The 26,217-nt window shown below is 63.2% G+C and carries 20 protein-coding genes; 15 read left to right on the top strand and 5 right to left on the bottom strand.

The window, feature by feature from the left end:
• The first annotated feature begins 337 nt into the window (after window positions 1-337).
• The 6 genes from CK220_RS26475 to CK220_RS26450 all read left to right on the top strand — a co-directional run bounded on the left by CK220_RS26475 (window position 338) and on the right by CK220_RS26450 (window position 13,919).
• The gene (locus CK220_RS26475; protein WP_095814346.1) at window positions 338-10,390 is read left to right on the top strand and encodes an inverse autotransporter beta domain-containing protein; all 10,053 of its coding nucleotides are present in this window, start codon (window positions 338-340) and stop codon (window positions 10,388-10,390) included.
• Between the two features lie 142 nt (window positions 10,391-10,532).
• Window positions 10,533-11,030, top strand: coding sequence for a tail fiber protein (locus tag CK220_RS26470; RefSeq protein WP_095814345.1), 498 nt, complete (start codon window positions 10,533-10,535; stop codon window positions 11,028-11,030).
• Between the two features lie 12 nt (window positions 11,031-11,042).
• Window positions 11,043-11,549: a tail fiber protein gene (locus CK220_RS26465; RefSeq protein WP_095814344.1), complete on the top strand. Its 507-nt coding sequence runs from the start codon at window positions 11,043-11,045 to the stop codon at window positions 11,547-11,549.
• Window positions 11,550-11,561: 12 nt separating this feature from the next.
• Window positions 11,562-12,092 (top strand): tail fiber protein, encoded by a 531-nt coding sequence (locus CK220_RS26460; protein WP_095814343.1) that lies wholly within the window; start codon window positions 11,562-11,564, stop codon window positions 12,090-12,092.
• A gap of 119 nt (window positions 12,093-12,211) precedes the next feature.
• Entirely contained in the window at window positions 12,212-13,363 is a 1,152-nt protein-coding gene (locus tag CK220_RS26455; RefSeq protein WP_176479222.1) for a hypothetical protein, read from the top strand.
• 16 nt (window positions 13,364-13,379) lie between these two features.
• A complete protein-coding gene (locus tag CK220_RS26450) occupies window positions 13,380-13,919 on the top strand; it encodes a GNAT family N-acetyltransferase (protein WP_095814342.1) in 540 nt (179 codons plus the stop codon).
• Here CK220_RS26450 and CK220_RS26445 read toward each other — a convergent pair.
• Complete coding sequence (locus CK220_RS26445; protein ID WP_095814341.1) at window positions 13,892-14,161, bottom strand: hypothetical protein; 270 nt, start codon at window positions 14,159-14,161, stop codon at window positions 13,892-13,894. The two genes, CK220_RS26450 and CK220_RS26445, sit on opposite strands and share 28 nt — an antisense overlap.
• A gap of 166 nt (window positions 14,162-14,327) precedes the next feature.
• Between CK220_RS26445 and CK220_RS26440 the strand changes: the two genes are divergently transcribed.
• Complete coding sequence (locus tag CK220_RS26440) at window positions 14,328-15,125, top strand: SapC family protein (RefSeq protein WP_095814340.1); 798 nt, start codon at window positions 14,328-14,330, stop codon at window positions 15,123-15,125.
• Window positions 15,126-15,405: 280 nt separating this feature from the next.
• Here the strand turns inward: CK220_RS26440 and CK220_RS32115 are convergent, their stop codons facing one another.
• Genes CK220_RS32115 through CK220_RS26420 form a run of 4 tightly spaced genes read right to left on the bottom strand, consistent with a single transcriptional unit; the run spans window position 15,406 to window position 17,532 of the window.
• Window positions 15,406-15,579 (bottom strand): hypothetical protein, encoded by a 174-nt coding sequence (locus CK220_RS32115; protein ID WP_176479221.1) that lies wholly within the window; start codon window positions 15,577-15,579, stop codon window positions 15,406-15,408.
• A gap of 32 nt (window positions 15,580-15,611) precedes the next feature.
• Window positions 15,612-16,739, bottom strand: a complete 1,128-nt coding sequence (locus CK220_RS26430; RefSeq protein WP_095814338.1) for a WD40 repeat domain-containing protein — start codon at window positions 16,737-16,739, stop codon at window positions 15,612-15,614.
• The gene (locus tag CK220_RS26425; protein WP_095814337.1) at window positions 16,736-17,077 is read right to left on the bottom strand and encodes a hypothetical protein; all 342 of its coding nucleotides are present in this window, start codon (window positions 17,075-17,077) and stop codon (window positions 16,736-16,738) included. Before CK220_RS26425 ends, CK220_RS26430 begins: the two co-directional genes overlap by 4 nt.
• Entirely contained in the window at window positions 17,077-17,532 is a 456-nt protein-coding gene (locus CK220_RS26420; RefSeq protein WP_095814336.1) for a hypothetical protein, read from the bottom strand. The genes CK220_RS26425 and CK220_RS26420 overlap by 1 nt, the downstream gene beginning before the upstream one ends.
• A 559-nt stretch (window positions 17,533-18,091) precedes the next feature.
• Here CK220_RS26420 and CK220_RS26415 point away from each other — a divergent pair.
• The 8 genes from CK220_RS26415 (at window position 18,092) to CK220_RS26380 (ending at window position 26,180) form a co-directional block, all read left to right on the top strand.
• The gene (locus CK220_RS26415; RefSeq protein WP_210201452.1) at window positions 18,092-19,765 is read left to right on the top strand and encodes an aromatic/alkene/methane monooxygenase hydroxylase/oxygenase subunit alpha; all 1,674 of its coding nucleotides are present in this window, start codon (window positions 18,092-18,094) and stop codon (window positions 19,763-19,765) included.
• A 50-nt stretch (window positions 19,766-19,815) separates the two neighbouring features.
• Window positions 19,816-20,007 carry a hypothetical protein gene (locus CK220_RS26410; RefSeq protein WP_141245234.1) on the top strand — a complete coding sequence of 64 codons (192 nt, stop codon included), beginning with the start codon at window positions 19,816-19,818 and terminating at the stop codon, window positions 20,005-20,007.
• Window positions 20,008-21,069: a 2Fe-2S iron-sulfur cluster binding domain-containing protein gene (locus CK220_RS26405; protein ID WP_095814334.1), complete on the top strand. Its 1,062-nt coding sequence runs from the start codon at window positions 20,008-20,010 to the stop codon at window positions 21,067-21,069.
• A gap of 52 nt (window positions 21,070-21,121) precedes the next feature.
• Window positions 21,122-22,180: an aromatic/alkene monooxygenase hydroxylase subunit beta gene (locus CK220_RS26400; RefSeq protein WP_095814333.1), complete on the top strand. Its 1,059-nt coding sequence runs from the start codon at window positions 21,122-21,124 to the stop codon at window positions 22,178-22,180.
• A gap of 16 nt (window positions 22,181-22,196) precedes the next feature.
• Entirely contained in the window at window positions 22,197-22,565 is a 369-nt protein-coding gene (locus tag CK220_RS26395) for an MmoB/DmpM family protein (RefSeq protein WP_095814332.1), read from the top strand.
• 84 nt (window positions 22,566-22,649) lie between these two features.
• Window positions 22,650-23,672, top strand: coding sequence for an amidohydrolase family protein (locus tag CK220_RS26390; RefSeq protein WP_095814331.1), 1,023 nt, complete (start codon window positions 22,650-22,652; stop codon window positions 23,670-23,672).
• Between the two features lie 5 nt (window positions 23,673-23,677).
• A complete protein-coding gene (locus tag CK220_RS26385; protein WP_095814330.1) occupies window positions 23,678-24,472 on the top strand; it encodes an iron-sulfur cluster assembly protein in 795 nt (264 codons plus the stop codon).
• Window positions 24,473-24,548: 76 nt separating this feature from the next.
• Window positions 24,549-26,180 carry a molecular chaperone GroEL gene (locus CK220_RS26380; protein ID WP_095814329.1) on the top strand — a complete coding sequence of 544 codons (1,632 nt, stop codon included), beginning with the start codon at window positions 24,549-24,551 and terminating at the stop codon, window positions 26,178-26,180.
• Window positions 26,181-26,217 lie beyond the last annotated feature (37 nt).

Below are 26,217 nucleotides of genomic sequence, written 5' to 3'. Positions count from 1 at the left end.
CTCTTGGTACAACTTTGGAATCTCTAGCCGGCGAAATGGAACCTAGGTCGTTGGGGACAAAATCGGTGTGTCTCTACTGCAACAGGAGTCTGATTTCTGTATGAATACCGTATCGCAACCATGAATTGTCGTGCAATACAATAGTATCCGCCTACCTGCTCGAGGGCACGGCGGCAGCCGGGATGGGGACATGCGGTCGCGCAAAGAGCGGACTGAAGGTCGGGGGAAGGCCGTCGAGGGCGTTGCTCGTCGGGGCGGAGCGTCTGCCGCATCCAGGCGTGCCGGGATTCTGCTGAAAACGTCCGCGCTTTCGAGCGTTGCCCTGGCACTGTCGGGCATGGCTGCGCGCGCCGACGATGCCGGGCTGTGGCAGCCGCAGGTGCGCGCGATCGTCGGCGCCAACAACAACGGCGCCAACACGGCCCTCGAAGGCTTCCTGCCGCTGAAGCAGAACCTCGAATCCGTCCTGTTCCTGGACGTGCGCTCGAAATACGATTTCGACGACGGTTTCGGCCAGGACGTCGGCTTGGGCGTCCGCCGCATCGTCAATCCGGACCTGATGATCGGCGGTTACGCCTATCTCAACATCCAGAACCGCGACGACCATCAATTCGTCGCCTCGACGCTCGGGCTCGAGGCGATCACCTCGAAATACGACGCGCATGTCAATGTCTACCTGCCGCTCAGCGGCGACCGTGCCTCGCAGGGCTCAGGTTCGACGCTGTCGATGGTCGGCAACCAGTTGCTCGAGGAAATCTCCGCCATCGATCATCGCACCTATGCTGCCTGGGGCATCGAGGGCGAGGTCGGCATCCAGGCGCCGATCGACCTGCCGGAGAACCATTCGCTGCGCTTCGATATCGGCGCCTATCATTTCGCCGATCCGGATGGCGACGACCGCAGCGTCACCGGCGCCAAGGCGGGGCTGGAATACACGATCGGCGATGTCATCGGCACCGGCACCTCGCTGACCTTCACCGGCGAGGTGCGCAACGACAATCGCGACGACACCCAGTTCGCCGGCGGCATTCGGCTGACGGTGCCGCTCAATGCGCCCGGCAAGAGGGCTTCGGCCGACGATGCGTCGGACCCCATCTCGACGGTCATCCCGGGCTTGCGCAAGCGCCTCAACGAGCGCGTCCGCGGCGATATCGGCGTCAGGCTGGAAAGCCAGGACGAGGTCACGGGCACGACATCGCGCGTGGCGATCAACGCCGCCACCAATGCGGCCTTCGGCCTGTTCTACTTCTCTGACGGCGGCTTGGCCGGCGCAGGTACCTTCAGCGATCCAACCACGCTCGACGATGCCGTCACCAAGGCCGGAGCGAACGGCGTCATCGTCGCACTTGGCGGCAACGGCAACATCACTACCGGCGGCGTCAATCTGGCCGGCGGCCAGGCTGTCATCGGCGGCGGCGGCAGTGTTCAAGCCAGGCTCATCGACGGCAGCGTCGCCACCTACAATTTCGGCGGCAGCAACGGCACCATCCAGGGCACGAACGTTGCCAACAACGTCATCACGCTCGCCAGCAACAACACGCTGAGCGGCATCACCATCACCGGCGGCGCGGACGGCATCTTCGGCAACAACGCAGCCGGCACGACATTGACCAATGTCACGGTCACCGGCACGGGCGGGGATGGCGCCGACTTCACCGGCAACTCGACCACCGTCAATGCATCCGGGTTCACCGCGACCGGCAACGGCCTCGACGGCCTACATATCGAGGACAACGGCACCTACAATTTCACCGGCACGACGCTGCTGCAGGACAATGGCGACGACGGCCTCGATATCACCGGACAGGGCACTTACAGTTTCGCCACCGTCAACGCGCTCGACAACACCGATCGCGGCATGACGGTGCAGGGCACGTCGAGCAGCGGCAGCTTCACCACCACCGGCGGCACAGTTTCGGGCAATGGCGGCATGGCCGTCTCCATCGACCCGATCACCGCTCATGTGGCGCTCGATTCGATCTCTCAGTCCGGCGGCACTTCCGGTGTCGTGCTCGACCAGGTGTCGGGCAGCTTCACCGTCAATGGCGCGACCACGATCTCGAACACGACGGGACCGGCGATCGCCGTTTCCGATTCCCCGGCGACCGTCCGCTTCGGCGACATCAGCATCGCCAATCCCGGCGGTAGCGGCATGTCGTTCAGCGGCGTCAATGCTGCCGTGGTTGCGGGCAACATCGTCATTTCTGGTCTGGGCGCCGGCCAAGCCGGTCTCGACTTCTCTGGCAGCCAGACGGCGTTCACCGCGCTGTCCGCCAACATCAGCGGTTCCGGTGCCGGCTCGATCGGCATCGACCTCGCGCAGACGACGGGCGATGCCGCGATCACCATCACCAATGGCGGCTCCATCTCCGGTGTCGACACGGGTGTTCGCCTCGGCATTGCCGGCTCGCTGGCCAATTCGGCCAATGCCGAGTTCACCTTCGGTGGCGGATCGATTGCCGGCCTCACCGCCTCGCTCGATGCGCGCGGGCTCAACCAGATGCTCGGCCATTATGCCTTCGGCAAGACCGTTTTCAGCGGCCTGCAGCTGTTCGACGTGCAGAACGTCATCTTCGTCGGCGGGGTCGGATCGTCGGGTGACGGCTCCTCGACGTCGAGCCTTCTTGCAGTCAACCTGGCCAACGCCGAAACCGACAGCGACGCGATCTTCGTGCTGGTCAACCAAGGTGCGCCCATCGACGCCGTGGGCGGTTTCACGCTGAGCGACGGCCAGACGCTTGCCTCCTTCGGCAACGGCCGCACTTTCTCGCTCGGCGGCGTGCCGGTCAACGTCACCGGCGACAACATCCAGCACCACCAGGTTGTCTCGGACCCGGGTGGCGGCGCGGCGACCCTGACCAATTCCGGCGCCGGGGACGTGGTGACGGCGGCCAACGGCAACGCGCTGCTCGACTTCAACATTTCGGGCGGATCCGGTGCGGCGATCAATGCGACCGGCGTCAATGGCTTGACCGTTCAGGGCCTGACGGTCGGCAATGTCGCGACCGGCCTCGTCCTCGACAGCGTGACCGGTACCGTGTCGGTCGACGATTTCAATGTCCAGAATGCGAGCCAAACCGGCGTCGCGCTGGTCAATTCGAGCGCGACGATCAATTTCACCGGCAACACGACGATTACCAATGCCGGCAATGTCGCGCTGTTTGCCAACGATTTCGACGGCACCGCCGCTTTCGAGGATCTCGACATCAGCGGCGGCGGCTATGGTATCTCGATCCGAAACGGTTCGAATGGAACGCTGACCTTCGGTGCCGGCAGCTCGGTTGCGGACACCGGCAACGTCGCGTTCGATGTCCTCAGCAGCTCGGCCAGCATCACCTACAATGGCGTCATCGACCAGACCGGGACATCGAGCGCGGTCAGGATCAGCGGCCTGACCGGCGGCAGCGCCACCTTCGGCGGCAAGATCACCGCCAGCACGGGTGCCGCCAATGCGATCGACCTGAGCGGCAATACGGGCAGCACCATCGACTTCACCGGCGGCCTCGATCTGACCACCGACGGCGGCTTCGCCTTCAGCGCCATCAATGGCGGTACCCTGACGGTGACCGGCGCCAGCAACACGGTGGCCACAGGCGCGGGGTTGGGCGAGAAAGGCGTCCAGATCGGCGGCACCGGCATTACGATCGGCGCGGCCGGTGTGAACTTCTCCAGCGTCACCGTGGATGGCTCCGGTGGCGCGGTATCGACCGGCATCGTCATCGACAACACCAGCGGCGGCAACGTCACCTTCGGCGCCGTCGACATCAATCGCGTCAATGGCGATGCGATCCGCCTCACCAACGTGGCCAGCGGTATCTACACGTTCAACGGCACGACGAAGATCGACACGGTCGTCGGCAGCGGTCCGGGCTTCGTCGTGCAGGGCAGCGCCGCGACCGTCAACGTCGACAACCTCATCACGACCAATGTCTCCGGCGCCGATGTCAGCCTGACCAACAACACCGGCACGATCGGCATCGGCGGCACCATCACCAATTCCGGCACGGGCGACGGCGTCGTCGTCTCCGGCGGTAGCGCCGCTATCACCGTTTCGGCTGGTATCTCAAGCTCCGCAACGTCGCCCGGAACGGCGGTCAAGATCGACGGCATCGCCGGCGGCTCGGTCGCCCTCTCGGGCAACGTCACCTCGACCGGCACCGGCAACCTCTTCGCCATCGGCACGACGACAGCGCCGACGGGCGGCGCGATCACCTTCGGCCTCGGCACGACGCTGACGGCATCCGGCGGCGGCGGCGCGGTCATCGGCGGTCTCGGCGGAGGCGCGACCTTCAACGCCATGGCGGCTTTGTCGATCACCGGTGCGACCGGAAACGGCCTCTCGGTCTCAAACGTCGCAAGCAGCGCCAATGTCGGCTTCGGCAACGTCACCGTCTCGGGCACCGGCGGCGACGGCATCGACATCGGCAGCAATGCCGGGCTGGTGACGTTCTCGGGCGCCACCACCGTGACGATGGGCGTCACCGCCAACACGGCCGGCATCGATTTCAGCGGCACCAACGCCAACGTCCTGTTCGGCACCACGACCATCAACGATGTTGGCGCCAATCAGACCGGCATCGATTTCAGCGGTTCGTCCACGGCCGCCGGCTTCGGTCTGACCACCATCACCGGCACCGGCGCCTTGACCTCCCGCGGCATCGACCTGTCGTCGACGACCGGTAACAAGACCATTACCTTCGAGCAGGGCTCCAAGATCGACAATCTTGGCGTCGGCGTCGAACTGGCATCCGATGGCACCACCGCGACGTCGGCCAACGCCAACTTCACCTTCGGCGACGGCAACGCCGCTGACGGGCTCGAGTCCACCATCATCGCCGCCGCCGGCGGCTACACCGTCAACACGATCGGGCTCGATCCGACGCTCGGCAACTATGATTTCGACGACGTCGCCTTTACCGGCAGCGCCCATCTGGCCAGCGCGCCGGGCGGGGTGACATTGGTCTCGCAATCGGGCGGCACAATCAACGCCGGCACGTTCGGCCTCAGCCAGTCGGTCAACACGATCTCGCTTGCCGCGGCGGATGCGCTGACCGGCACCCAGACCTTCGCCTTCGTCGGCGGCATCAATCTCGGCGGCAGTGCCTTCACGCTCGATTCCGGGCAATCGATCACCGGGTTCGGCAACAGCAACGCCGTCACCCTGACCGGCACCATCCAGCCGGTCAATGTCCAGGGCAATCTCGGCGCCACAGGCGGCAACGTCACCGGCGATGAGGCCGTGGTCACCGGCACCGGCGATCTGATGCATCTGCTTGGCAACAACTCCGTGCGCAACACCGCTTTCGACTTCAGCGGCGCGTCCGGTGCGGCCTTCCTCGTCGACCAATCTGCCGTCGGCTTCAGCAATGCCGGCGGCATCTTCATCGAAGGCGTCACCGTGAGCAATGTCGCGGCCGGCCAGACCGCGTTCATGGTCGCCGGCCTCGACACCAACCTGTCGATCACCAACAACAACGTCAACGTCGCCGGCACGCTGCTAGACGTCACTGGCGGCACCGGCACCGTCACGCTGACACGCGGCACCTTGCCCAACAGCGGATCGGCCGGCACGCTGACGGGCGGCGGCCTCAGCATCGCAAACCGCACCGGCGGCGCGGTGAATTTCACAGACCAGGTGACGATAGGCGGGAACGGGGTTTCGCTCACCAACAACACCGGCTCCAGTGTCAGCTTCGCTGATTTGGATGTCGCCACCAACGGCGCTACGGCCTTCAGCGCCACTGGCGGCGGCGCGGTCAACGTCACGACCGGCACCGTGAGCGCCAGCAGCGCGCAGGCGGTGAGCCTCGATGGCATTGCCGCCAACATCAATTTCGCCTCGACCAGCGCGACATTCGGTTCTGGCAGCGGCATCGACCTGCAGAACCTGAGCGGCACGGTCGCCCTCGGCACCGGCACGCTGACCAATTCCGGTTCGGGTACCGCCTTCAATGTCGGCTCGGCGACCGCCGCCAGCGGCGGCAACGCGACCATTTCCTATGGTGGCGAGATCGCCAGCAACGGCACGGGTGCCGCCGCCTCGATCCAGGAATTGACCGGCGGCTCGGTGACGTTGCTGGGCAACCTGACGGACGGCAGCGCAGGCGGCGGTGGCAACATCGTCGTTGCCGGAATCGACAATGGCACCGCGGCCACCGTCACCTTCTCCGGCACGACCAAGCAGGCCAGTTCCGGCGCCACAGACGCCGTCAACCTGAGCAACAACGCCGACGGCACCATAAATTTCACCAATGGCGGGTTGGCAATCACCTCCAGCAGCGGAGCCGGCTTCGTTGCCAGCGGCGGCGGGACAGTCAGTGTCGGCACCGGGGGCAGCGCCAACACGATCAACACGACCACCGGGACTGCTCTCGACCTCAGCGGTGCGACGGTCGGCACGGGCGGCGTCAATTTCGACTCCGTCTCGGTCAACGGCGCCGCGACCGGTGTCGCGCTCGACAATGTCGCCTCGTCCGGCGGCGGCGCCATCAGCCTCGGCGCGGTGAACCTCTTGGGCATCACCTCGCGCGGCGTCGATGTTTCGGGCACGCTGGGCGCATCGCTGGGTGCAAGCAGCCTCGACATCGGCCTCAATGCCGCCAACGCGGTCGGCTTCGATCTGAACGGCGCCTCGCTTGGGGCGAGCAGCATCACGGCAGGTGATTTCGACGTAGACGGCGGCGGATTCGCCGGCACGCTGGGCATCGATATGGCGGGCACGACCGGCACTGGCACGATCCAGCTCGGCGACACCCTCAACAACAATCCGGCTGGCCAGACCTCGACCATCACCAACGTCGCACAGGGCGTGCAATTCTCCAGCGCCACCAACGCGAATCTGGTGTTCGGCGATGGCCAGGCGACGGCCGAGTCATCGATCTCGACCTTCGGCAACGGCCAGGTCATCCACGCCACCGACAGTCTGCCGACGAATGGCGACTACAATTTCAACGATGTGAACTTCACCGGCGACACCTCGAACCTTTCGCCGGTCAAGCTCTTCTACATCGATGCGGCCGGCAACACGTCCGGCACGGGCGACGGCAGCTTCGCCAATCCGGGCAGCGTCACCCAGGCAGAAGCTTCGAGCGCCAATGTCTTCATCCTGGTCGACAAGAACGCCGGCGGCACCGAGAGCATCAATCTGGCCAACAGCTCGTTCGACCTGAAGGACGGACAGGCGTTGATCTCGTTCAAGAGCGGCGACGCGGCCATCGACGTCTCCCAGCTCGGCGTCGGCAGCGGCGTCGGCGCGCCGGCCTCGTTCCAGTTCACCACTGTCCAGGCCACCACCGTCGTTTCGGCGCCGGGCGGCCTCGACAGTTCACGGCCGATCTTGGCCAGCAACGGTTCCGGCGCCACGATCAACCTGCCGACGACCGGCACTGGCACCATCACCGCCGGCGTCGAAAACGTGACGGTGCAGAACAGCGGCAGCGGCGCCGGCATCTTCGCCAACGCGACCGCCGCTTCGAATTTCGTCATCAGGAACAACGACATCACCGCCGGAGGCGCGGCGCTCAGCTTCGCCACCACCGGCGGCACGGTCGACATGCTGCAGGCGAGCATCGACAATAACGTCTTCCAGCGCACCGCCGCGGGCACCACGGTCAGCTTCGGCGGCCAGAACCTGTCGGCGGCGCAGGATTCCATCCTCCTCAATTCGTTCTCGGACAATTCGGTCACCGGCAACGGAACCAGCGGCGGCATCGCCTTCAACAACGTCCATTTCGACATTGGCGCGCCTGGCGGCACACTGACGGTCGGCACGACCGGCGCGCGCGTCCAGGGCGACGGTCTCAACTTCCTCAACCCGATAGGCACGCTCAATTTCACCACGCTCAACGTCGCCAACAACGCCGGTACCGGCGTGCTGGTCGACACCAAGGGCGCCGGCACGACTTTCACGCTGAACAACACCGGCGGCGTGGTCGACACCACAAGCGGTGCGGCCTTCAATCTCGATCCGCTGACCGTCGGCATGAGCTTCAGCAGCGTCACCTCGACCGGCGGCGCCAGCGGCATCATCTTCGACACGGTCGCCGGCAGCTTCACCGTCTCCGGCGCGACCAGCATCTCCGGCACTTCCGGCTTCGGCATCGACGCCATCAACACCAACACCGGCACCTTCAACTTCAACACCGTGACGGTCAACAACACCTCCACGGCCGGCGGCGGCATCCATGTGGCAACGGGCTCGCTCAATGTCGGCGGCCTCGCCAACATCGACACCGCGGCCGGTGTCGGGGTCTCGCAAGGCGGCGGCACGGTAAGCTTCGCCGGCGGGATCACTGTCGATACCACGAGCGGCACCGGCATTCTCGGTACCGCCGGTGCGATGACGATCAGCGCTACCGGCGGCAGTGAGATGCTGAACGCGACCGGCGGTCAGGCGATCAGCCTCTCCGGCGTCGCCGCCAACATTGCGCTCGACTCCACGTCGTCGGCAGGCGGAACCTCCAACGTCGGCCTGAGCAACGTCACCGGCACCGTCAATCTCGGCTCCGGCGCACTGAGCGCCGCCTCTGGCGCGGCCTTCAACGTCACCGGCGGCACGGCCAACATCAGTTATAGCGGCTCCATCACCAAGACGACCGCCGGCAACGTCGTCAGCATTGCGTCGCGCACCGGCGGAACCACGACACTGTCCGGCACGATCAGCGCCACCGGCGCCGTGGGCAACGGCATCGTGGTCAACGCGAACAGCGGCAGCACGATCAATTTCTCGGGCGCTGCCAAGACGCTGTCCACCGGCACCAATGCAGCGGTGAGCCTCACCAACAACACCGGCAGCACCGTCAACTTCACCAATGGCGGCCTGGTTATCAACACCAGCAGCGGCACAGGCTTCAGCGCGACCGGCGGCGGCACGGTGACGGTGCAGGGCACCGGCAACACCATCACATCGACCACCGGCACCGCGCTCAACATCGCCAACACCACGATCGGCGCCAGCGATCTGACGTTCCAGAAGGTCACGTCCAATGGCGGGTCGGCCAACGGCATCATCCTCGACAGCACCGGTTCGAGCGGCGGCCTGCATGTGACCGGCACCGGCACGGCCGGATCGGGCGGCACGATCGCCACCAAGACCGGTGCCGACGGCAGCACAACGCAAGGCAGCGGCATCTATCTGAACAACACCTCCGACCTGCAGCTTTCCTGGATGCAGTTGAACGACTTCCAGAACTACGGCATCGTCGGCACCAATGTGACGGGCCTCGCGCTGGACCATGTGGTCATCAGCGGCACCAATGGCACCTCGGTCGGCGGCATAGGAGAAGGTGCCGCCTACTTCACCGGCTTGAGCGGATCGGCGGCGGTTTCAAACTCGACCTTCACAGGTGCCGCCTACGATGCCTTCCATGTCTTCAACGACGGCGGCCAGACGCTGAACCGGCTGACCATCACCGGATCGACCTTCGCGACGCAGAGCGGCGCCGGCAATGCCTCCAACGACGCCGTCGCCCTGCAGGCGACCGGCGGCACGTTCAACGTCACCATGCAGAGTTCGACCGTCACCTCGGCCAGGGGCGACATGTTCCAGCTCAACCTGCTCGGCACAGTCAGCTCGGACCTGGTGCTCGGCGGCGCGACAGCCAGCCTCGGCAACATGATGAACAACACCAACCAGAACATCGTGTCCGGCGGCGGCGGCATCACGATCGGTGGGGGCGGCCCGGCGAACAACGTGACGCTGACCTACAACATCTCTCACAACACGATTTCCGGCGCAGCCGGAGCCGTGCTGGCCGTTGCCAAGGGCACCGGCACGAACGCCTCGTTCGTCGGCACCATCGACAGCAACACGATCGGCACGCAGGGTGTAGCCGGCAGCGGCTCGACGGGTGGCGAAGGCATCGCGGTCTATCAGGACGGCGCGGGCAACTCGAGCACGACGATCACCAACAATCATGTCTCCGGTGTCGTCGCAGCCCGCGGTGCCATCGACCTGCTGCTTCGCAACGGCGGTGGGGGTACCATGACCGCCGTCGTCCAGGGCAACACGATTGACACGCTGGACCAGGCGAGTTCGTTCTCGGGCATCTATATCCAGTCTGGCTCGAACACCGTCAACAGCGGCAGCCCCGACAACAACAAGCTCAATCTGACCATCGGCGGTGCCGGGGCATTGCGCAACACAATTGATCTCGGCGCGAATGCAATCGGAGCGCTGGTTGCCGGTATCGTCCTTGAGCAGGAAGGCAATTCCCGCATGGGTCTTATCGGCAGCCCGAACTATGTCGGAACGCCGTATGACTTCTCGGCCATCCAGGCCTACGTGGCCGCCAACAACACGGGAACGTTCACCAACGCCCAGGCCGTGTTTGCCTTCGGAGACAGCACTCAGCCAGCAGGCGGCGGGTTCTTCGGAGGTCCGCAATTCTAACTATCGGCTCTAAGTTACCTCGAAGTGCGCGAGAGAAATATGAAAGTTGTCATAAAATAGATATCGTCAATCGAGAAAAGCGAGATTCGACGTTGGTAATAAATCTACCTAAGATAGGAAAACCTCAAGTAAAGGCGTGAAGATGGCTGAGCCGTTTCTATCGGAAATCAGGATCATGTCGTTTGTCTTTGCGCCCCAAGGATGGGCGCTGTGCAATGGGCAGCTCCTTCCCATCAACCAGAACCAGGCGCTCTTCTCGCTGCTCGGCACCACCTTCGGCGGCGACGGCCGGGTCAATTTCGCGCTGCCCGATTTCCGCGGGCGCGTACCGATCCATGTCGGCGGCAGCCACATCCTTGGCGAGCGCGGCGGCGAACAGGCGCATACCCTATCCATTTCGGAACTGCCGACCCATACGCATGTCGGCAACGCCACCAATACAAACGGAGCCGTGGCGCTGCCGGGCAATGCGTTCCTGGGCGCGTTCAACAATGCCTACACTCAGCCGGCCCAACAGACGTCGATCAATTCCGGAACGATCACGAATATCGGTGGGGACCAGGCTCATCTCAACATGCAGCCGTTCCTGACGCTGAGCTTCTGCATCGCCCTGCAGGGCATTTTTCCGTCGCCGACCTGAGGAACGCGATCCATGGCACAACCCTATGTTGGCGAAATCCGGATTTTTGCCGGCAATTTCGCGCCGGCCGGCTGGATGTTCTGCGAGGGGCAGCTCCTGCCGATCTCCGAGAACGAGACGCTCTTCCAACTGATCGGCACCACCTATGGCGGCGACGGCGAGAGCACCTTCGCACTGCCCGATCTGCGCGGCCGTTTGCCGCTGCATCAAGGCAACGGCTTTACCCTGGCCGAGACCGGCGGCGCCGAGGAGATCACGCTGACCGCTCAGCAGATCCCCGCGCATGGGCATCCCATGCTTGCATCGGGAAACACGGGCACCGGTTCGAATCCGGAGGGCGGTGTGCTCGATCAGATGAGCGGCGCTATTCTGGTCTACAAGGATCAGTCGCCGACGATCGCGCTGAACCCGCTGGCCGTCAGTTCCACCGGCGGTAGCCAGCCGCACACGAACTTCCAGCCCTATCTCTGCGTCAATTTCATCATCTCGCTGTTCGGCATCTTCCCGTCGCCGACTTGAAGAGGGACCGCCATGGCCGATCCGTTCGTCGCCGAAATCCGCATTTTCCCGTTCAATTTCGCCCCCAAGGGCTGGGCATGGTGCGATGGGCAGCTTCTGCCGCTGTCGCAGAATACGGCGCTGTTCTCGCTGCTGGGCACCACCTATGGGGGCAACGGCAAGTCGAACTTCGCGCTGCCCGATCTCCAGGGCAGCGCGCCGATGCACCCTGGGCAGGGCCCCGGCCTGTCCCTGCACGATCTCGGCGAGACGGGTGGTTCGGAGGCGGTGACCCTGCTTGAGTCGGAAATCCCCATGCATTCGCACGGCATGATGGCGGCCAACCTGCCCGCAGACCAGGGTGCTCCGACGCCAGCCCGCTCGCTTGCCCGGTCGGTCAACGCGAATGCCTATGTCGCCGGCAGCCCGCAACCAGCGTTGGTGCAGATGAATGCCAATATGCTGGCTCCCGCCGGCGGCGACCAGCCGCACAACAACCTGCAGCCTTATCTCACCTGCTATTTCTGCATCGCGCTGCAGGGCGTTTTCCCACCGAGATCCTGATTTCGAGCCAACAAGGCAGGGCCGACACAATGGCTAACGACGAAGCTCACCTACCATCCCTCGTGGCACCTCAAGGCCACATGCCTGCCGGCGCCTCGTTCTTCGAATTGTCGCGGCTGATGGTGATCGGCATCGATTCCGACGCCGGTCGGTTGATCCAGAAGGCGCAGACTTCCCCGAACGGGCCGTGGCCATCGGCGTGGTCGCCGATCGCACCTGGCGCGTTCACCACCATGACCGCTGGCCTGACCAAGGATGGTCGCGTCGCGGTCGTCGCCCAGCAGGCGGGAAACTCCGCTCTGTATTTCATCAGCGAAGACCCAAATCAGGTCGGTCCGATCGAGAAATGGAACCCGCCGGTCAACATCGGCGCACCGCTAGGCGCGGTCCTCTACCAGAAGCTGTCGATGGCGCGCGATGCCGACGGTCGCATCGAGATATTCCTCACCGACAACCTGGGCCGCATCTGGTGGATATACCAGAACCCCGACGTCATCGTTCAGGTGCAGAAAACCATCACGCCGCCCGGCACGTCGACGCCGATCGTGGTCACCGTGGACGAGATCGCGTCGCCCGCCCAGCCGTGGAGCAGCTGGCAGCAGATTCCCGGCCAGCTTGTGGCGATCACGTCTATCCGCCAGGCGGACGGCCGCATCGCGCTGTTCGGCATCAACTCCGCCCTGGCCCTTTATCGGTGCCAGCAAGCCAAGGCAAGAGCATTGACGCCGGCCGACTGGACGCAATGGGTGCAGATCGACAATGGCTACAGGTTCACGGAGATGGCGCCCATTGTCGGTCCGCTGGGCGCGACCAACCTCTTTGCCATGACTCAGCAAGGTCAGGTTCTGCATACCAAGCAACAGCCGGCCGGCTCCGACACCTGGACGGCCTGGGCGACGCCCGGCTTCAGCAGGGTTCCCAGATATACGATCTGCGCCGGCATCCAGGGTGATGGCGACATTATGCTGGTCGCGTCGGACCAACAGCATGTCCACTCGTTCAACGCCCAGCATGACGCGGCTACGCAAGACTGGTCGGGATGGCGTGATTTCAATGCGTCCGGCGCCAACACGCGTTTGTCGCTCGACTACAATGCCGATGGCCGTCTTGCCCTGTTCAGCATGATGATCACCGGCGACGGCTCGAACGGCCTGTGGACGATCAATCAGATGGCCATGGACAGTTCCGAATGGGAGTGGAGCTGGACGGAGCTGACGAGCAGGAATCTCAAGCAGATCGTCGTGGTGCGCGACCTGACGCCGCCGGTCTGAGGTGCCGGCGTCACGAATGAGAGCCGGCAATCCTTATCGACGGGCGAGGGCGCTCGGGCTTTCGCTTCGGCCCGAGACCGACGCCGACATCCCGTTCATGACGGCGCTCTATGCCTCGACGCGCGCCGCCGAACTCGCCGACGTTCCCTGGCCGCCCGAGGGCAAGGCGCAGTTCCTGGACTTGCAGTTCCAGGCCCAGCGCGCGCATTACCGGCGTCACTACCCGGAAGCCGACTGGTGGCTGGTTGAACGCGCCGGAGAGGCCATCGGCCGTCTCTATGTCGAACGCTGGCCGAGCCAGCACCGCATCATCGACATCGCCTTTCTGCCCGAGCGTTGCGGCAAGGGTTTCGGCACGGCGCTGCTGAATGATCTGATCGACGAGGCGGCTGCTGTCGGCAAGGCCGTGTCGATCCATGTGGAGAAGAACAACCCGGCGCGGCGGCTCTATCTACGGCTTGGATTTGTCGTCACCGAGGATAAGGGCGTCTACGATTTGATGGCGCGGCCGGCGCCGGACGAGGCTGGTCAGTTGAAGACGGCTTCGTACACATAGCCGGTTGCGTCCTGCGATACAGGCACGATGAAGATGTCATGAGCAAGCTCGCTTCCGACAAAGCGGTAGGTCGCCTGCGGCAAAAGCATCTCGCGCGGCCCCTTGAACAACAGCGAGAAGCCGCCGCCCTCGCGCGGGCTGTTGGCGATGCGGTTGACCGCGCTGAGCTCGAGCGCGACCATTTTCCCGCCCGTCTCGACGATGAATGTCTGCCCGACAGCCCGATCGAAATCCGCTACCATTGCGTCCGCCTTGAATCGCTTGCCGTGACCGCCAATCTCGTCGGTCCGTGCCACACAGTCCATAGCTTGCAGACGGGCCGTTGCGCCAGCCCTTACGCTCGCCTAAACCCGATATCGGCCGCGCCATGCCGTGGCCTGCAAAATTCTCGCCGAAAGGATCCCGAGCATGGCTGACGCGCAGATCGAAAGGGCGTCCACAGGCGCGGCCGGCAATGCGCTGCCGCTGTTCTACAGCAAGCCCGAGGCGCTCAGTCCCATACGGCACGGCTCGCTCGGCCTGATCGCGCGGGCCGACTTCTCGTTCGCCCGCTCGGCGCACGCCATTCCGGTGGTGGCGCCGGAAATGCCTTCGGCGATGCGCTCCTACCCAATCGTCTTCATCGGTCCTGCCAAGACGCCGGTCATCATCACCGGCCTACGGCAGGACGAGAACCTGTTCGTCGACGCCGACGGCCGCTGGAGTGAGCCGCATTACATTCCGGCCTATGTCCGCCGCTATCCCTTCGTCCTCGCCGACGAATCGGCGACGTCGGGCCGGCTGACTCTCTGCGTCGACCGCGCCAGCGAGCGCGTCATCGACCAGCTCGCGGCGCCGTTCCGCGACGAGGGCGCCAAGCTCGCGCTGTTCTTCGATGGCACCGAGCCGACCGAGGCGACCAAGCAGGCGCTCGCCTTCTGCAGCCAGTTCCAGAAAGATTTCAACGCCACCCGCGCCATGGTCGACAAAATAGAGGCGCACGGACTGTTCGCGCCGCGCCAGAGCAAGGTGACGCTTGAAGGCGGCGAAGTCCTTAACCTTACGGATTTCCAGATCATCGACGAGCAGGTGCTCAACAAGCTGGCCGACGAGGCGTTCCTCGATCTGAGGAAATCCGGTGCGCTCGGGCTGATCTATTGTCATCTGGCCTCGAGCAATAGCTGGTCGTCGCTGGTCTACCAGGCATCGGTTCGCAAGCAGGCTTAGATCCGCCGAACGGCGGCACATAACTTGACCTGCTTGGGCCGCGATCTTCGCGTGCAAAAGACTATGCGCGCTCCGGTCCGCGACCTGGGAAGAGATCAATCGGGTATTGCTGTCAAGCGCTCGACGGGCGAAGCTCGAAGACGACGTGGCGGTGCGGCTGGACAGCACCCTCGGATCTTGTCGAGCCTGAATGGCTTTGCGGCTGCTGCCAAGAGGAAAACCCTCGACGGCGTTTCCAAAGCGCGACTTGTGAGGCGACCTGTCAAAAGCGCCTTGACGATCAATTGGTCTTCAGCGGTCCGGCGCGGTTTTCGGCAATCCACCGTGCAGCCAGAACAAGCGCTCCCATGCTGAAATCGTTGCCATGCTTGGCCACCATCTCTTGCGACAACTTGGCAAGGCGTTCGAAAAATTCGTCCTTGCTCTTTTCTTCGGCCGTGAGTTCGGTCTGCATTCCATCCTCCTGCTTCATGCGGTTCATTTCGGCTATTTGAAGAGCATCGCCGGGAAGGTGACGATCGCAGCAGTACCATCCACCATGCCCACGGCTAGGTGCTGTCCATCGCCGGACCAGGCCAGCGCTGTGATCGCGCTGCCGGAAAGTTTCGCGACGAGCTCGTCGCGCGATCCAATCCGGGCGACCGTGATCCGGCCGTTGGCGTAGCCTGCGGCGATAAGGTTTCTCACCGGATGCGCGGCCATTGTTTCGACAGGCACAGGCGCTGCGCGACCGGTTTCCAGCGCGCCGGAAGCCGCATGCTGAAATGGCGGGGCAGCCATTGACCAGCCAGCAATACGGAAGGCACCCGAGGCAAACAGCGTGTTCTCTTGCGCGCTCCAGCACACCGTGCGCACGGGCGAGGGAAAGCCGCCGACCACGCCCGATTGGCGATCAGCCAGGCGCATCAGGCCGAAGCCTCCTGTCTCCAGTCCGCAGGCCAGCCATGAGCCGTCGTAGCTCCAGCGGATGCAAGCCGGGCGTGAGGGGGTGGAAAATTCGTGTATCGGCTCGGGACCGCCGTCGACCGCCCAGACCGACAGCCCGTTGCCGGAATCGAACGCAAGCCGTTTCGCGTCCGGCGAGAACGCGATTGTGTGCGTCAATGAGGACGCTGCCTGCTGCAGCCTCACCACTTCATCGTTGGCGCGCGACAGAAACACATCATGTCCATCGCTGAAGGCTGTCATGGCTTTCGGGGCACTATGGGCGATAGCGAGGATCGGTCCGTCGATCTTGATCGGCGTTGGCTGAATCTCGCCGTCGGGTGCCAAATGCGTGGCTTCCCCGGCACTCGTGCCGACGAGGAAGCCGGAACTCCGATAGGCGACGATTGGGACATCGCCGTCCCCAAGCGATGCGGAGGCGATCAAAGGTGCCGGTTGTTTCTCGCGGGGCCGGATCGTCGTCTGTCCGAGATCGCCGCTGACCCTGATCCTTGACTCCGGCGGTTCCTGATCCGCCACATGGCCGATTGCGACGGAACCGTCCACGGACGTGAATGCAATGGCGGAGCCATCGATACTGAAGCAAACATCGGAAATCGCCGCCGGACGTCGCCAGCTTCGTGCCAGCAGGTCGAACAGCGCCAAATTCTGCATCGTTTGCTGGTTCACGGCTTGTCTCCCCTAATGTCGCTCGTTGCTCTGGCAATTGCGCGGTCGACATCCGCGACCTTGCCTTCGGTTGCGGCAATGCGGTCCTCGCTCTCGATGCATGCCTGTCTGATGGCCTCGGCACTCTCTTCAACGTCACGCAAATCCTGTACCAGTTCAGCCCTGCCGCCGTGCCTCCCGATTTCGAGCTGCATGCGCAGCACCTCCATTTCGATACCGGAGAGTTTTTGATTGAGCCGCTGTGCTTCGGCGGTAAGCGCCGAGACGTCGGCGACGAGAGCCAATCGTTGAGCGACCAGCGCGGCCAGTCCAGCGTCGTGTCTCGTGTCGCCGCTCATCACTTTTTCTCTGTTGGTTTTTCGAACGCGGACAGCAATCCCGGCAGGCCATCAACCTGTGTCCGGAACTGCTTTTCGGCGGTTTCGATATGGCTCTTAAGTTGGTCCCAGATGTCGACGCGGATCATGGACGTGGCGTCACCGGTAAGATGCTCGATCTCGGCGATGCGAAACTGGCGCGACAGCGAAACGCCGGAAAACACGAAGTCGCACAACAGGATCGCGTGGCTTTCGATGAACAGGTGGATCATCGGATGCGTCTCCGCGGTGACGCCGCTGGCGGCAAGCTCGGTCCGAATGAAATCCTGGAAATGACTTTGCAGACGGTGCTGGCTCTCACCCATGAAACGCATGACGAAAACGAGGTCGCGCGGCATGAGCCTGACGAGCTCGGTGGTCACGTCCTCCGACGGATGGGGCCGGGGAAGGCCTGGGCTGTCATTGTCGCTCGGCATCGTCCTTCTCGGCATTGCCTCTCGTGCGAGATCGGTCCTCAAATAATGTATGAAATGACTGAAATGAATAGGGGTCGATTATTTTATTTATATCGCGGTTGCAACAGTATATATTGCAACGCACAATGAGATATAAACATTACATATGTAATATACAAATGTAAAATATCGTTACAGTCGTCCGGGAATTTGCCGGATAAGCCGGTGGCGACCTCCGCCCAAAGGGTGCCCATTGGCTCAAAATTCAAACTGGCACGGCGCTTGCTTTGCCTATTCACATAAGAAGCCCATCGCGTTCCGACGCGGTGCCAAAAGAACGAAGGACCGGACGAAGCAGCAGCGCACGCGCTTCGATAGCCCATCGCAAGATGCGACTGGGGTGTCGCAGTGGCCGCCGCCCACCTCGAGAACCTTTGCCGCGATCCACTTGAATGGCTGGCCCCCGTGTCGCGCCTGAGTGCGCAACCCTTTGTCATGCCGTTCGCAAACTCACTGGCGGCGTTGTGTGCCGTCTCATGCCCTGGATCGAGGGATCCATGGCTCAACCTGGTGGAGGCTTATGACGATGTCGTCGTTGACACTTAACAAGATTACCTCGCAGCGCGGTATTTCCGTGGGCGAGGCGACCAAGAAGATTTCCGACCTCGGTTGGAACCCGACCTATGTCCAGGAAGCGATGACGTTTCCGACCGACTACAAGATCGCCAAGGCGCCGCGCGATCCGATGAAGCAGGTGCTGCGCTCCTATTTCCCCATGCAGGAGGAAAAGGACAATCGCGTCTACGGCGCGCTCGATGCCGCTCTCCGCGGCGACATGTTCCGCAATGTCGAGCCGCGCTGGGTGGAGTGGATGAAGCTCTTCCTCGCCATCATTCCCTTCCCGGAAATTTCCGCCGCCCGCTCGATGGCGATGGTGGCGCGGCTGGCGCCCGGCGAGGACCTCAGAACCGGCTTCACCATGCAGATGGTCGACGAGTTCCGTCACTCGACCATCCAGATGAACCTGAAGAAGTGGTACATGGAGAACTATATCGACCCGGCAGGGTTCGATATCACCGAGGAAGCCTTCGGCAAGTGCTACGCGACCACGATCGGCCGCCAGTTCGGTGAAGGCTTCATCACCGGCGACACGATGACGGCCGCGTGCATGTATCTGACGGTCGTCGCCGAAACCGCGTTCACCAACACGCTTTTCGTCGCCATGCCCTCGGAAGCCGCCCGCAACGGCGATTATGCGCTGCCGACGGTCTTCCTGTCGGTGCAGTCCGACGAGAGCCGCCACATCGGCAACGGCCACTCGCTGCTGATGGCCGCGCTCAAGGAGCCGGAGAACCATCTCCTGCTTGAGCGCGACCTGCGCTACGCCTTCTGGCAGAACCACGCCATCGTCGATGCCGCCATCGGCACCTTCATCGAATACGGCACCACCAACCGCGACAAGAACAAGGAGTCTTACGCGGAAATGTGGCACCGCTGGATCTATGAGGACTACTACCGCACCTACATGCTGCCGCTCGAGAAATACGGCATCAAGGTTCACCACGACGACGTCCAGGCAGCTTGGGAGCGCATCACCAAGAAGAACTATGTCCACAAGGTCGGCCAGTTCTTCGCGGTCGGCTGGCCGGTCAACTTCTGGCGCATCGAAGCTCAGACCGACAAGGACTTCGAGTGGTTCGAGCACAAGTATCCGGGCTGGTACGCCGAATTCGGCGACTTCTGGAAGTGGTACGCCAAGCTCAGCCATAAGGGCGAGAAGGTGCTGCTGTTCAACAGCGATGTCGGCTACGTCTATCCGCACCGCTGCTGGTCGTGCCTGGTGCCTTGCCTGATCCGCGAGGACATCGTGGTCGACGAGATCGACGGCGAGTTGCACACCTTCGCCCACGAACTCGACCGCTGGACCGCCGTCGAAGCCTTCGCCGACGAATACCAGGGCCGTCCGACGCCCGCGATGGGCCGCTTCAGCGGCAAGCGCGAGTGGGAGACGCTCTATGACGGCTGGGACCTCGCCGACGCGATCAAGGACCTCAACTTCGTCCGTTCCGACGGCAAGACCCTGATCCCGCAGCCGCACCTGCGCTTCGGCGCCGACGATCAGTGGACGCTCGACGACGTGCGCGGCAACGTGCTGGGCTCGCCGCTCAAGGCGCTTCGCGCCATGTCGCCGGCCGATCGGGAAAAGCACCTCGCCGAGTATCGCGCGGGCTTCACCATCACTCCGTTCAATTAACGGCCTCGCGGGCCGGCTACTGCCGGCCCGCGCTCCGCTAGGTGGTCGACATGACACGCGCCCGTTTCACCTTGCCCATAGCCATCGCGGCCTGGGCTGCAATTGCCGCAACCGTCTTCACCGTCACAGGCGCTCATGCACCTGCCGACGACTGGAGGAAAGTAACGGCCGGCTACAAGGGCTCGCTCGGCCAGAAACCAAGAGTACCAGTGAAGATACTGGCTATCGGGAGGCTTATCTAAATGAGTGACGCTCACACAGTGCGCCTGGAGCCGGTCGGCGTCGAGTTCGAGGTCGAAAACGGCGAAACGGTCCTGAACGCGGCTTTCCGCCAGGGCATCGCGCTGCCGCATGGCTGCAAGGAAGGGCAGTGCTCGGCCTGCAAATGCGTGCTGCTCGAAGGCGAGGTCGACATGCTGAAATACTCGACCTTCGCGCTCAACGACATGGAGAAGGAGAGCGGCCACATCCTGCTATGTCGGTCCATTGCCTATTCCGACATGCAGGTCGAGCTCCTCAACTACGACGAGGAGGTTCTGGCGAAGTCGATCGCGGTCAAGACGTTCAAGGGCCGCATCTCGAAGTTCGAGCATCTGACCCACGACATCCGCGGCATCGAGATCGAGCTCAGCTCGCCGATAAAATTCTGGGCTGGCCAATATGTCGACATCACAGTCACCACGCAAAAAGGGGAGACGATTACGCGCTCGTTCTCCATGGCAAATACGCCGGACCAAACCCAAAAACTCTCCTTCATCATCAAGAAATACCCAGAAGGAAAGTTCTCCGGAGAGCTCGATTCCGGAGGGATACGTGTCGGAGCCGAGGTCACCGTCGTCGGACCCTATGGAACCTGCTTCCGACGGGAAGAGCGGCAAGGCCCCCTGATCCTGGTCGGCGCCGGCTCCGGCATGTCACCGGTATGGTCGATCCTCAACGATCACCTGAAGAGCGGCGAGAAGCGTGACGTCTACTTCTTCTATGGTGCGCGGACGCCTGGCGACCTGTTCTATCTCGACAGGATCGCCGAGCTCGCCGATCGCCACGCAGAACTGAACTTCATCCCGGTCCTTTCGCACGTCAATGGCGAGGCCTGGGATGGCGAGCGCGGCTTCGTGCACCAAAGCGTCGACGCCAAGCTCAAGCAACTCGCGGTAGACGGACAGGGCGACGTCTATGCCTGCGGTCCGCCGCCAATGATCGATGCGCTGCAGCCGGTGCTGTTCATGAATGGCTTCGAGACCGAACGCATCTTCTTCGACAGGTTCACCACCACGTCGTCCAACACCACCCCGGCCCATTGAGGCGGGCCGGAGCCGAAGACACCAGAGCAACTGCAACAAGGGAGTGAAGACAATGGTAGCAACGTCGAGTTCAGTAGGATCGGGAGCCGCGGGAGCCGCGATCTTCGCCGATTCGGACAGCCGCAAGTATCGGTACTTCGATCCGAAAGGTCAGCGCGCCACACATTACGAGGATGTCACGGTCGACGTGCAGCCTGACCCCGAGCGTTACCTGATCCAGGACTGGATCATCAACTTCTCGAACGGCAAGGGCGCCTACTTCAAGGACAACACGGCTGCCAAGAGCTCGAACTGGCATGCTTTCCGCGCTCCCGACCAGGAGTGGGAGCGCACGCACTATCAGCGCCAGTCGAAGATCGAGACGATGGTGCAGAGCGTCATCACCAATGCCCGCCGCGCCGGCGCGCCGAAGACCTTCGACAAGGTCTGGGCCAAGCTTCTGCAGGCGCACCTCGGGGCATGGAAGCATGCCGAGTTCGGCCTCGGCACGTCGCTCATGCAGGCGCAGCGCTACGGCTACACCCAGATGATCAACAATGCGACGCTGACCAACTCCTCCTACAAGCTCCGCCTCGCCCAGGACATCACGCTCTATCTCGCCGAGATCGGCATGGACATCGCAGGTTGGGACGACGAGCTCGGCAAGAAGCACTGGCTCGAGGACGGGGTGTGGCAGGGCACCCGCGAGGCGATCGAGACCATCATGGGTACGAGCGACTATCTCGAGCAGTACTTCGCCATCAACATCGTTTTCGAGCCGCTGGTCGGCGAATTGTTCCGCTCCGGCTTCCTGATGCTGGCGGCGGCGGCCAACCACGACTTCATCACGCCGCCGGTCATTTCGGCGGCCGAAGCCGACTACGAGCGCAACCTCGCCAACACCATCGACCTGATCTACGTGCTCGCCCACGACGAGAAACACGGGGCGGCCAACAAGAAGCTGTTCCAGGGCTGGGTGAACAAGCACGGCGCGCTCGCCGACAAGGCGGCCACCGGCCTGCAGCCGATCTGGTCGATGCCGCATTCCAAGCCGGTTTCCTTCACCGACGTTCATGCCCAATCCGAGGAACGGATAGGCAAGATCCTCGGCGAACTCGGCCTCAAGCGCTGAACAAGGAGAGACAACAATGTCAGTAGCAGCACGCGACGCCTCGCAGTCCAACATCTTCAAGTCGATGAAGGACATCACCTTCGAGCAGACGATCTCGCACCAGTGCGGCGTCACCATGAACGACTCGGTCGAGGCCCGCGCCATCGCCGAGTTCATGGGCAAGAGGCCGGGGGTCATCGTCACCTACCAGCCGGCCATGATCCGCATCGACGGCAATGGCAAGCTGATCTTCAAGATGGACGAGATCAGCGAATATCTCGGCCGCGAGATGACCGCCGAGATCTTCGAGGTCAACACTTCCACCCACTATGGCCGCATGGTGCGCATCGACGACAACACCGTGATCCTGTTCGGGAACATGGACGAGGTCTTCGAATACATCTGAGCAACCCCGGCGCGCTGCCTGGACGCGGCGCGCCGGCTCCCATCAACACGACGCCCCATCAACATGACGACTGCGGAGGCAAAAATGTACAAGACACCTGAAGGCAAGGATATCTTCGTGGTCGACGGCCACACCCATTTTTGGGACGGCAGCCAGGAAAACCAGAAGAACATCCATGGCAAGCAGTTCATCGACTGCTTCTACGCCTATCACACGGGCTTGAGCCCGAAGGAGCAGCTCTGGGAGAAGGGCAAGTTCGAGAAGTACAGCGCCGACGATCTCTATCGCGATCTGTTCATCGACGGCCCGGACGACGTGGCGATTGTCCAGTCGACCTACCTGAAGGATTTCTACAAGAACGGCTTCAACACGATCGAGCGCAATGCCGAGGTCGCCAAGCGCTATCCCGAGCGCTTCATCGTCAACGGCTCCTTCGATCCGCGCGATGGCGAGAAGGCGCTGGAATACATCCACTTCATGAAGGAGACCTACGACGTCAAGGGCGTGAAGATGTACACGGCCGAGTGGAACGGCGCCTCCAAGGGCTGGAGGCTCACCGATCCCGACGCCTACAAGTGCTTCGAGCTGTGCGAGAAGCTCGGCATCAAAAACATCCACGTCCACAAGGGTCCGACGATCATCCCTCTCAGCAAGGATGCCTTCGACGTGCATGACGTCGACCATGCGGCGACGGATTTCCAGGGCCTCAACTGGATCGTCGAGCATTGCGGCCTGCCGCGCCTCGACGATTTCTGCTGGATCGCGACACAGGAAACCAATGTCTATGGCGGCCTGGCGGTGGCGCTTCCCTTCATCCACTCGCGCCCCCGCTATTTCGGCGAGGTCATCGCCGAGCTGCTGTTCTGGATCGGGCCGGAAAAGATCCTGTTCGGCTCCGACTATGCGATCTGGACGCCGCGCTGGCTCGTCGAGAAATTCTGGGCCTATCGGATCCCGGACGACATCGCCGCGGAGCGCGGTGTGCAGCTGACTGACGAGATCAAGGAGAAGATCCTCGGCCTCAATGCCGCGCGCCTCTACAACATCGACATCGATGCCAAGAAGAAGGCGTTCGCAGGCGCGCCCTTCAGCATCGCGGCGGAGTAGAGACCATGGCAACCGCCAGCGTTTCCAGCAGCCGCGAGAAGGAACTCTGGCGGCGCCTCAGCGAGGTCAACGACCCCGAGCTCGACGAACCGATCACCGAGATGGGCTTCGTCGAGCGGGCCGAGATGACGGGCGACGGCAGCGTGGAGGTTGATTTCCGCCTGCCGACCTACTGGTGCTCGCCCAACTTCGCTTTCCTCATGCTCGACGGCGTGCGCAGGGCGCTCGACGAGCTTTCCTGGTCGCCCGCCTATCGTGTCAAGCTGCACGACCACATGTTCGCGGAAGAGGTCAATCGCGGCATCGAGGCCGGCAAGACTTTTGGCGAAATATTCGCCGGGCTTGCCGGAGACCAGGACATCGGCGCGTTGCGCGAGACCTTCAGCAAGAAGGCGTTCAAGCGGCGCCAGGAGGCGGTGCTGCTTGGACTGAGAAAGCAAGGGCTGACGGATCGCGAGATTCTCGGCATGGACCTGGGAGCGTATGACGCCGCCGGTCTCGGGTCCGGCGACGTCAGCCAGAAAGCAAGATACCGGGCAGCGCTTGTCGAGCGCTTTCCGGCAAGCGGGCAGGGTGATTCGGCCTTCGTCACCTGGGAGGGGCGGCAAATTGCGCCCGCCGACCTCGATGCCTATCTCGGGGAGTTGCGTGCGGTGCGCATCAACATGGAGTTCAACGGCGCCCTTTGCCGTGGGCTCAAGCACGCAAGATACAAGGAACTGGACGTGATCGACGGGGAGCCGACGCTGGTCGACTTCATCATGGATCGCGTGCCGGAGCGAAGAGCGCCGGCCCCTTAAGCAGAACCGAAAGCAACGGCCTCCTTCGCACGAGGCCCCCAACCAACAAACCGCCCGTAAGGCGGAAGGAGGAATCATGCCAAAAATTATGCTTCACAACTCCGAAGCCCGCCGTGCCCTTGCCCGTGGCGTCTTTCGCTTGGCCGCAGCCGTCGAGCCGACGCTCGGTCCCAAAGGCATGAATGCCATGATCGACCGGCCGATCGGGACGCCGATGGTGACCCGCGACGGCGTCAGCATCGCCTTCGAGATCGAGCTCCATGATCGCTTCGAGAACATGGGCGCGCAGGTTGTTCGAGAAGTATCGATGCAGACCAACGAGGTCGCCGGCGACGGCACCACGACCGCGATAGTGCTTGCCAATGCGCTGATCCAAGGCGGCATCGAGGCAAATGAACGCGGGGCCAAATCCGTCGATCTGTGCAAAGGCATCGAGCTTGCCGTAGCGGCGGTGGTCTCAGCGCTCAAGGCATCCGCAAAGCCTGCCAAGGGTAACGGCATCCTCGCCTCCGTCGCCAACATCGCCGCGACCGATGCCAGGCTGGGCGCGCTGGTGGCGCAAGCGCATCAGCGCGTCGGGGCGGAAGGCGTCATCACCACCGACTTCAGCGTCACCACCGAGACCACGCTCGACGTGGTCGAGGGCATGTCCTTCGACCGCGGCTACCTCTCGCATCACATGGTCACCGACCAGGAGAAGATGGAGGCCGTGCTCGAACGGCCGTTCATCCTGATGACCGACCTCAAGATCAAGGAGCCTCAAGCACTTGAGGCCGCGCGGCGTATCGCCGAGGAAGCCGGGCGGCCGCTGCTGATCGTTTCCGAGGAAGTGTCGCCGGAGGTCGTGGTGACGCTGCTCGGCAAGCAGGGACCCGGCAAATACCTCATCGTCCATCCGCCGGAATATGGCCATTGGCGCAAGTCGATGATGGAGGATCTGGCAATCATCACCGGTGGCAAGGTGATAGCGCGCGATCTCGGCGGCCGGATGGAGGACGTCACGGTCGACGATCTCGGGACCGCCGACCGGGTAAAGACCAGCTCGTCCTACACTACGATCATTCGCGGCGGCGGCGACCATGATGCGATCGCGTCGCGGCGCGCGCAGGTGCAGCGCCAGTATGAGGCTGCGCCGCCGAACATCGAGCAGGACAAGCTGCGCGAGCGTCTGGCCAAGCTCTCCGGCGGCACTGCGATCCTCTACGCCGGCGGCGTCACGCCGGTCGAGCAGAAGCGAACCATCCAGCTGATCGAGGATTCGCTGAATGCGGTGCGCGCGGCTTCCGAGGAGGGCGTGGTCGCCGGCGGAGGTTCGGCGCTTGCCCAGATCGCGCCGCTGCTCGACAAGGTGTCGACCGGTGTCGATGGCGACATCGCCGAAGGCGTACGCCTGGTCCGCTCGGTGTTGACACGGCCGCTATGGCGCATCGCCGCCAACGCCGGCGCCGATCCCGAGGCCGTGGTGGCCGAGGTTACACGCATAAACGGCGGCTACGGCTACAACGCCTCGGTCGGCAGCTACCAGAACATGTTCGAGGCGGGGATCATCGATCCCGTGCGCGTCACCTACACGGCGCTCGCCAACGCGGCGTCCGTGGCGACGCTGATCCTGACCACCGAAACCTTGATCGGCGATCTTGCCGAGGACGAGGACCCGACCGCCGGGCCGGCGCTTGGCGGCGGCGCGGAAAAGCTTGGCCGCGCCTGACGCGGCATTCACCGAACGATTTGGACGTTGAAAGGAT

The organism is Mesorhizobium sp. WSM3860 (assembly GCF_002294995.1).
In the GTDB taxonomy this organism is placed as follows: Bacteria; Pseudomonadota; Alphaproteobacteria; order Rhizobiales; family Rhizobiaceae; genus Mesorhizobium.
The sequence above is the reverse complement of the archived record's forward strand: the minus strand, read 5'-3'. Positions and strand labels throughout refer to the sequence as shown.

Coding starts and splice junctions, on each gene's coding strand:
- CK220_RS26475 (WP_095814346.1), top strand. CDS start 338: ATGGCTGCGCGCGCCGACGATGCCGGGCTGTGGCAGCCGCAGGTGCGC.
- CK220_RS26470 (WP_095814345.1), top strand. CDS start 10,533: ATGGCTGAGCCGTTTCTATCGGAAATCAGGATCATGTCGTTTGTCTTT.
- CK220_RS26465 (WP_095814344.1), top strand. CDS start 11,043: ATGGCACAACCCTATGTTGGCGAAATCCGGATTTTTGCCGGCAATTTC.
- CK220_RS26460 (WP_095814343.1), top strand. CDS start 11,562: ATGGCCGATCCGTTCGTCGCCGAAATCCGCATTTTCCCGTTCAATTTC.
- CK220_RS26455 (WP_176479222.1), top strand. CDS start 12,212: ATGGTGATCGGCATCGATTCCGACGCCGGTCGGTTGATCCAGAAGGCG.
- CK220_RS26450 (WP_095814342.1), top strand. CDS start 13,380: ATGAGAGCCGGCAATCCTTATCGACGGGCGAGGGCGCTCGGGCTTTCG.
- CK220_RS26445 (WP_095814341.1), bottom strand. CDS start 14,161: ATGGTAGCGGATTTCGATCGGGCTGTCGGGCAGACATTCATCGTCGAG.
- CK220_RS26440 (WP_095814340.1), top strand. CDS start 14,328: ATGGCTGACGCGCAGATCGAAAGGGCGTCCACAGGCGCGGCCGGCAAT.
- CK220_RS32115 (WP_176479221.1), bottom strand. CDS start 15,579: ATGCAGACCGAACTCACGGCCGAAGAAAAGAGCAAGGACGAATTTTTC.
- CK220_RS26425 (WP_095814337.1), bottom strand. CDS start 17,077: ATGAGCGGCGACACGAGACACGACGCTGGACTGGCCGCGCTGGTCGCT.
- CK220_RS26420 (WP_095814336.1), bottom strand. CDS start 17,532: ATGCCGAGCGACAATGACAGCCCAGGCCTTCCCCGGCCCCATCCGTCG.
- CK220_RS26415 (WP_210201452.1), top strand. CDS start 18,092: ATGACGATGTCGTCGTTGACACTTAACAAGATTACCTCGCAGCGCGGT.
- CK220_RS26410 (WP_141245234.1), top strand. CDS start 19,816: ATGACACGCGCCCGTTTCACCTTGCCCATAGCCATCGCGGCCTGGGCT.
- CK220_RS26405 (WP_095814334.1), top strand. CDS start 20,008: ATGAGTGACGCTCACACAGTGCGCCTGGAGCCGGTCGGCGTCGAGTTC.
- CK220_RS26400 (WP_095814333.1), top strand. CDS start 21,122: ATGGTAGCAACGTCGAGTTCAGTAGGATCGGGAGCCGCGGGAGCCGCG.
- CK220_RS26395 (WP_095814332.1), top strand. CDS start 22,197: ATGTCAGTAGCAGCACGCGACGCCTCGCAGTCCAACATCTTCAAGTCG.
- CK220_RS26390 (WP_095814331.1), top strand. CDS start 22,650: ATGTACAAGACACCTGAAGGCAAGGATATCTTCGTGGTCGACGGCCAC.
- CK220_RS26385 (WP_095814330.1), top strand. CDS start 23,678: ATGGCAACCGCCAGCGTTTCCAGCAGCCGCGAGAAGGAACTCTGGCGG.
- CK220_RS26380 (WP_095814329.1), top strand. CDS start 24,549: ATGCCAAAAATTATGCTTCACAACTCCGAAGCCCGCCGTGCCCTTGCC.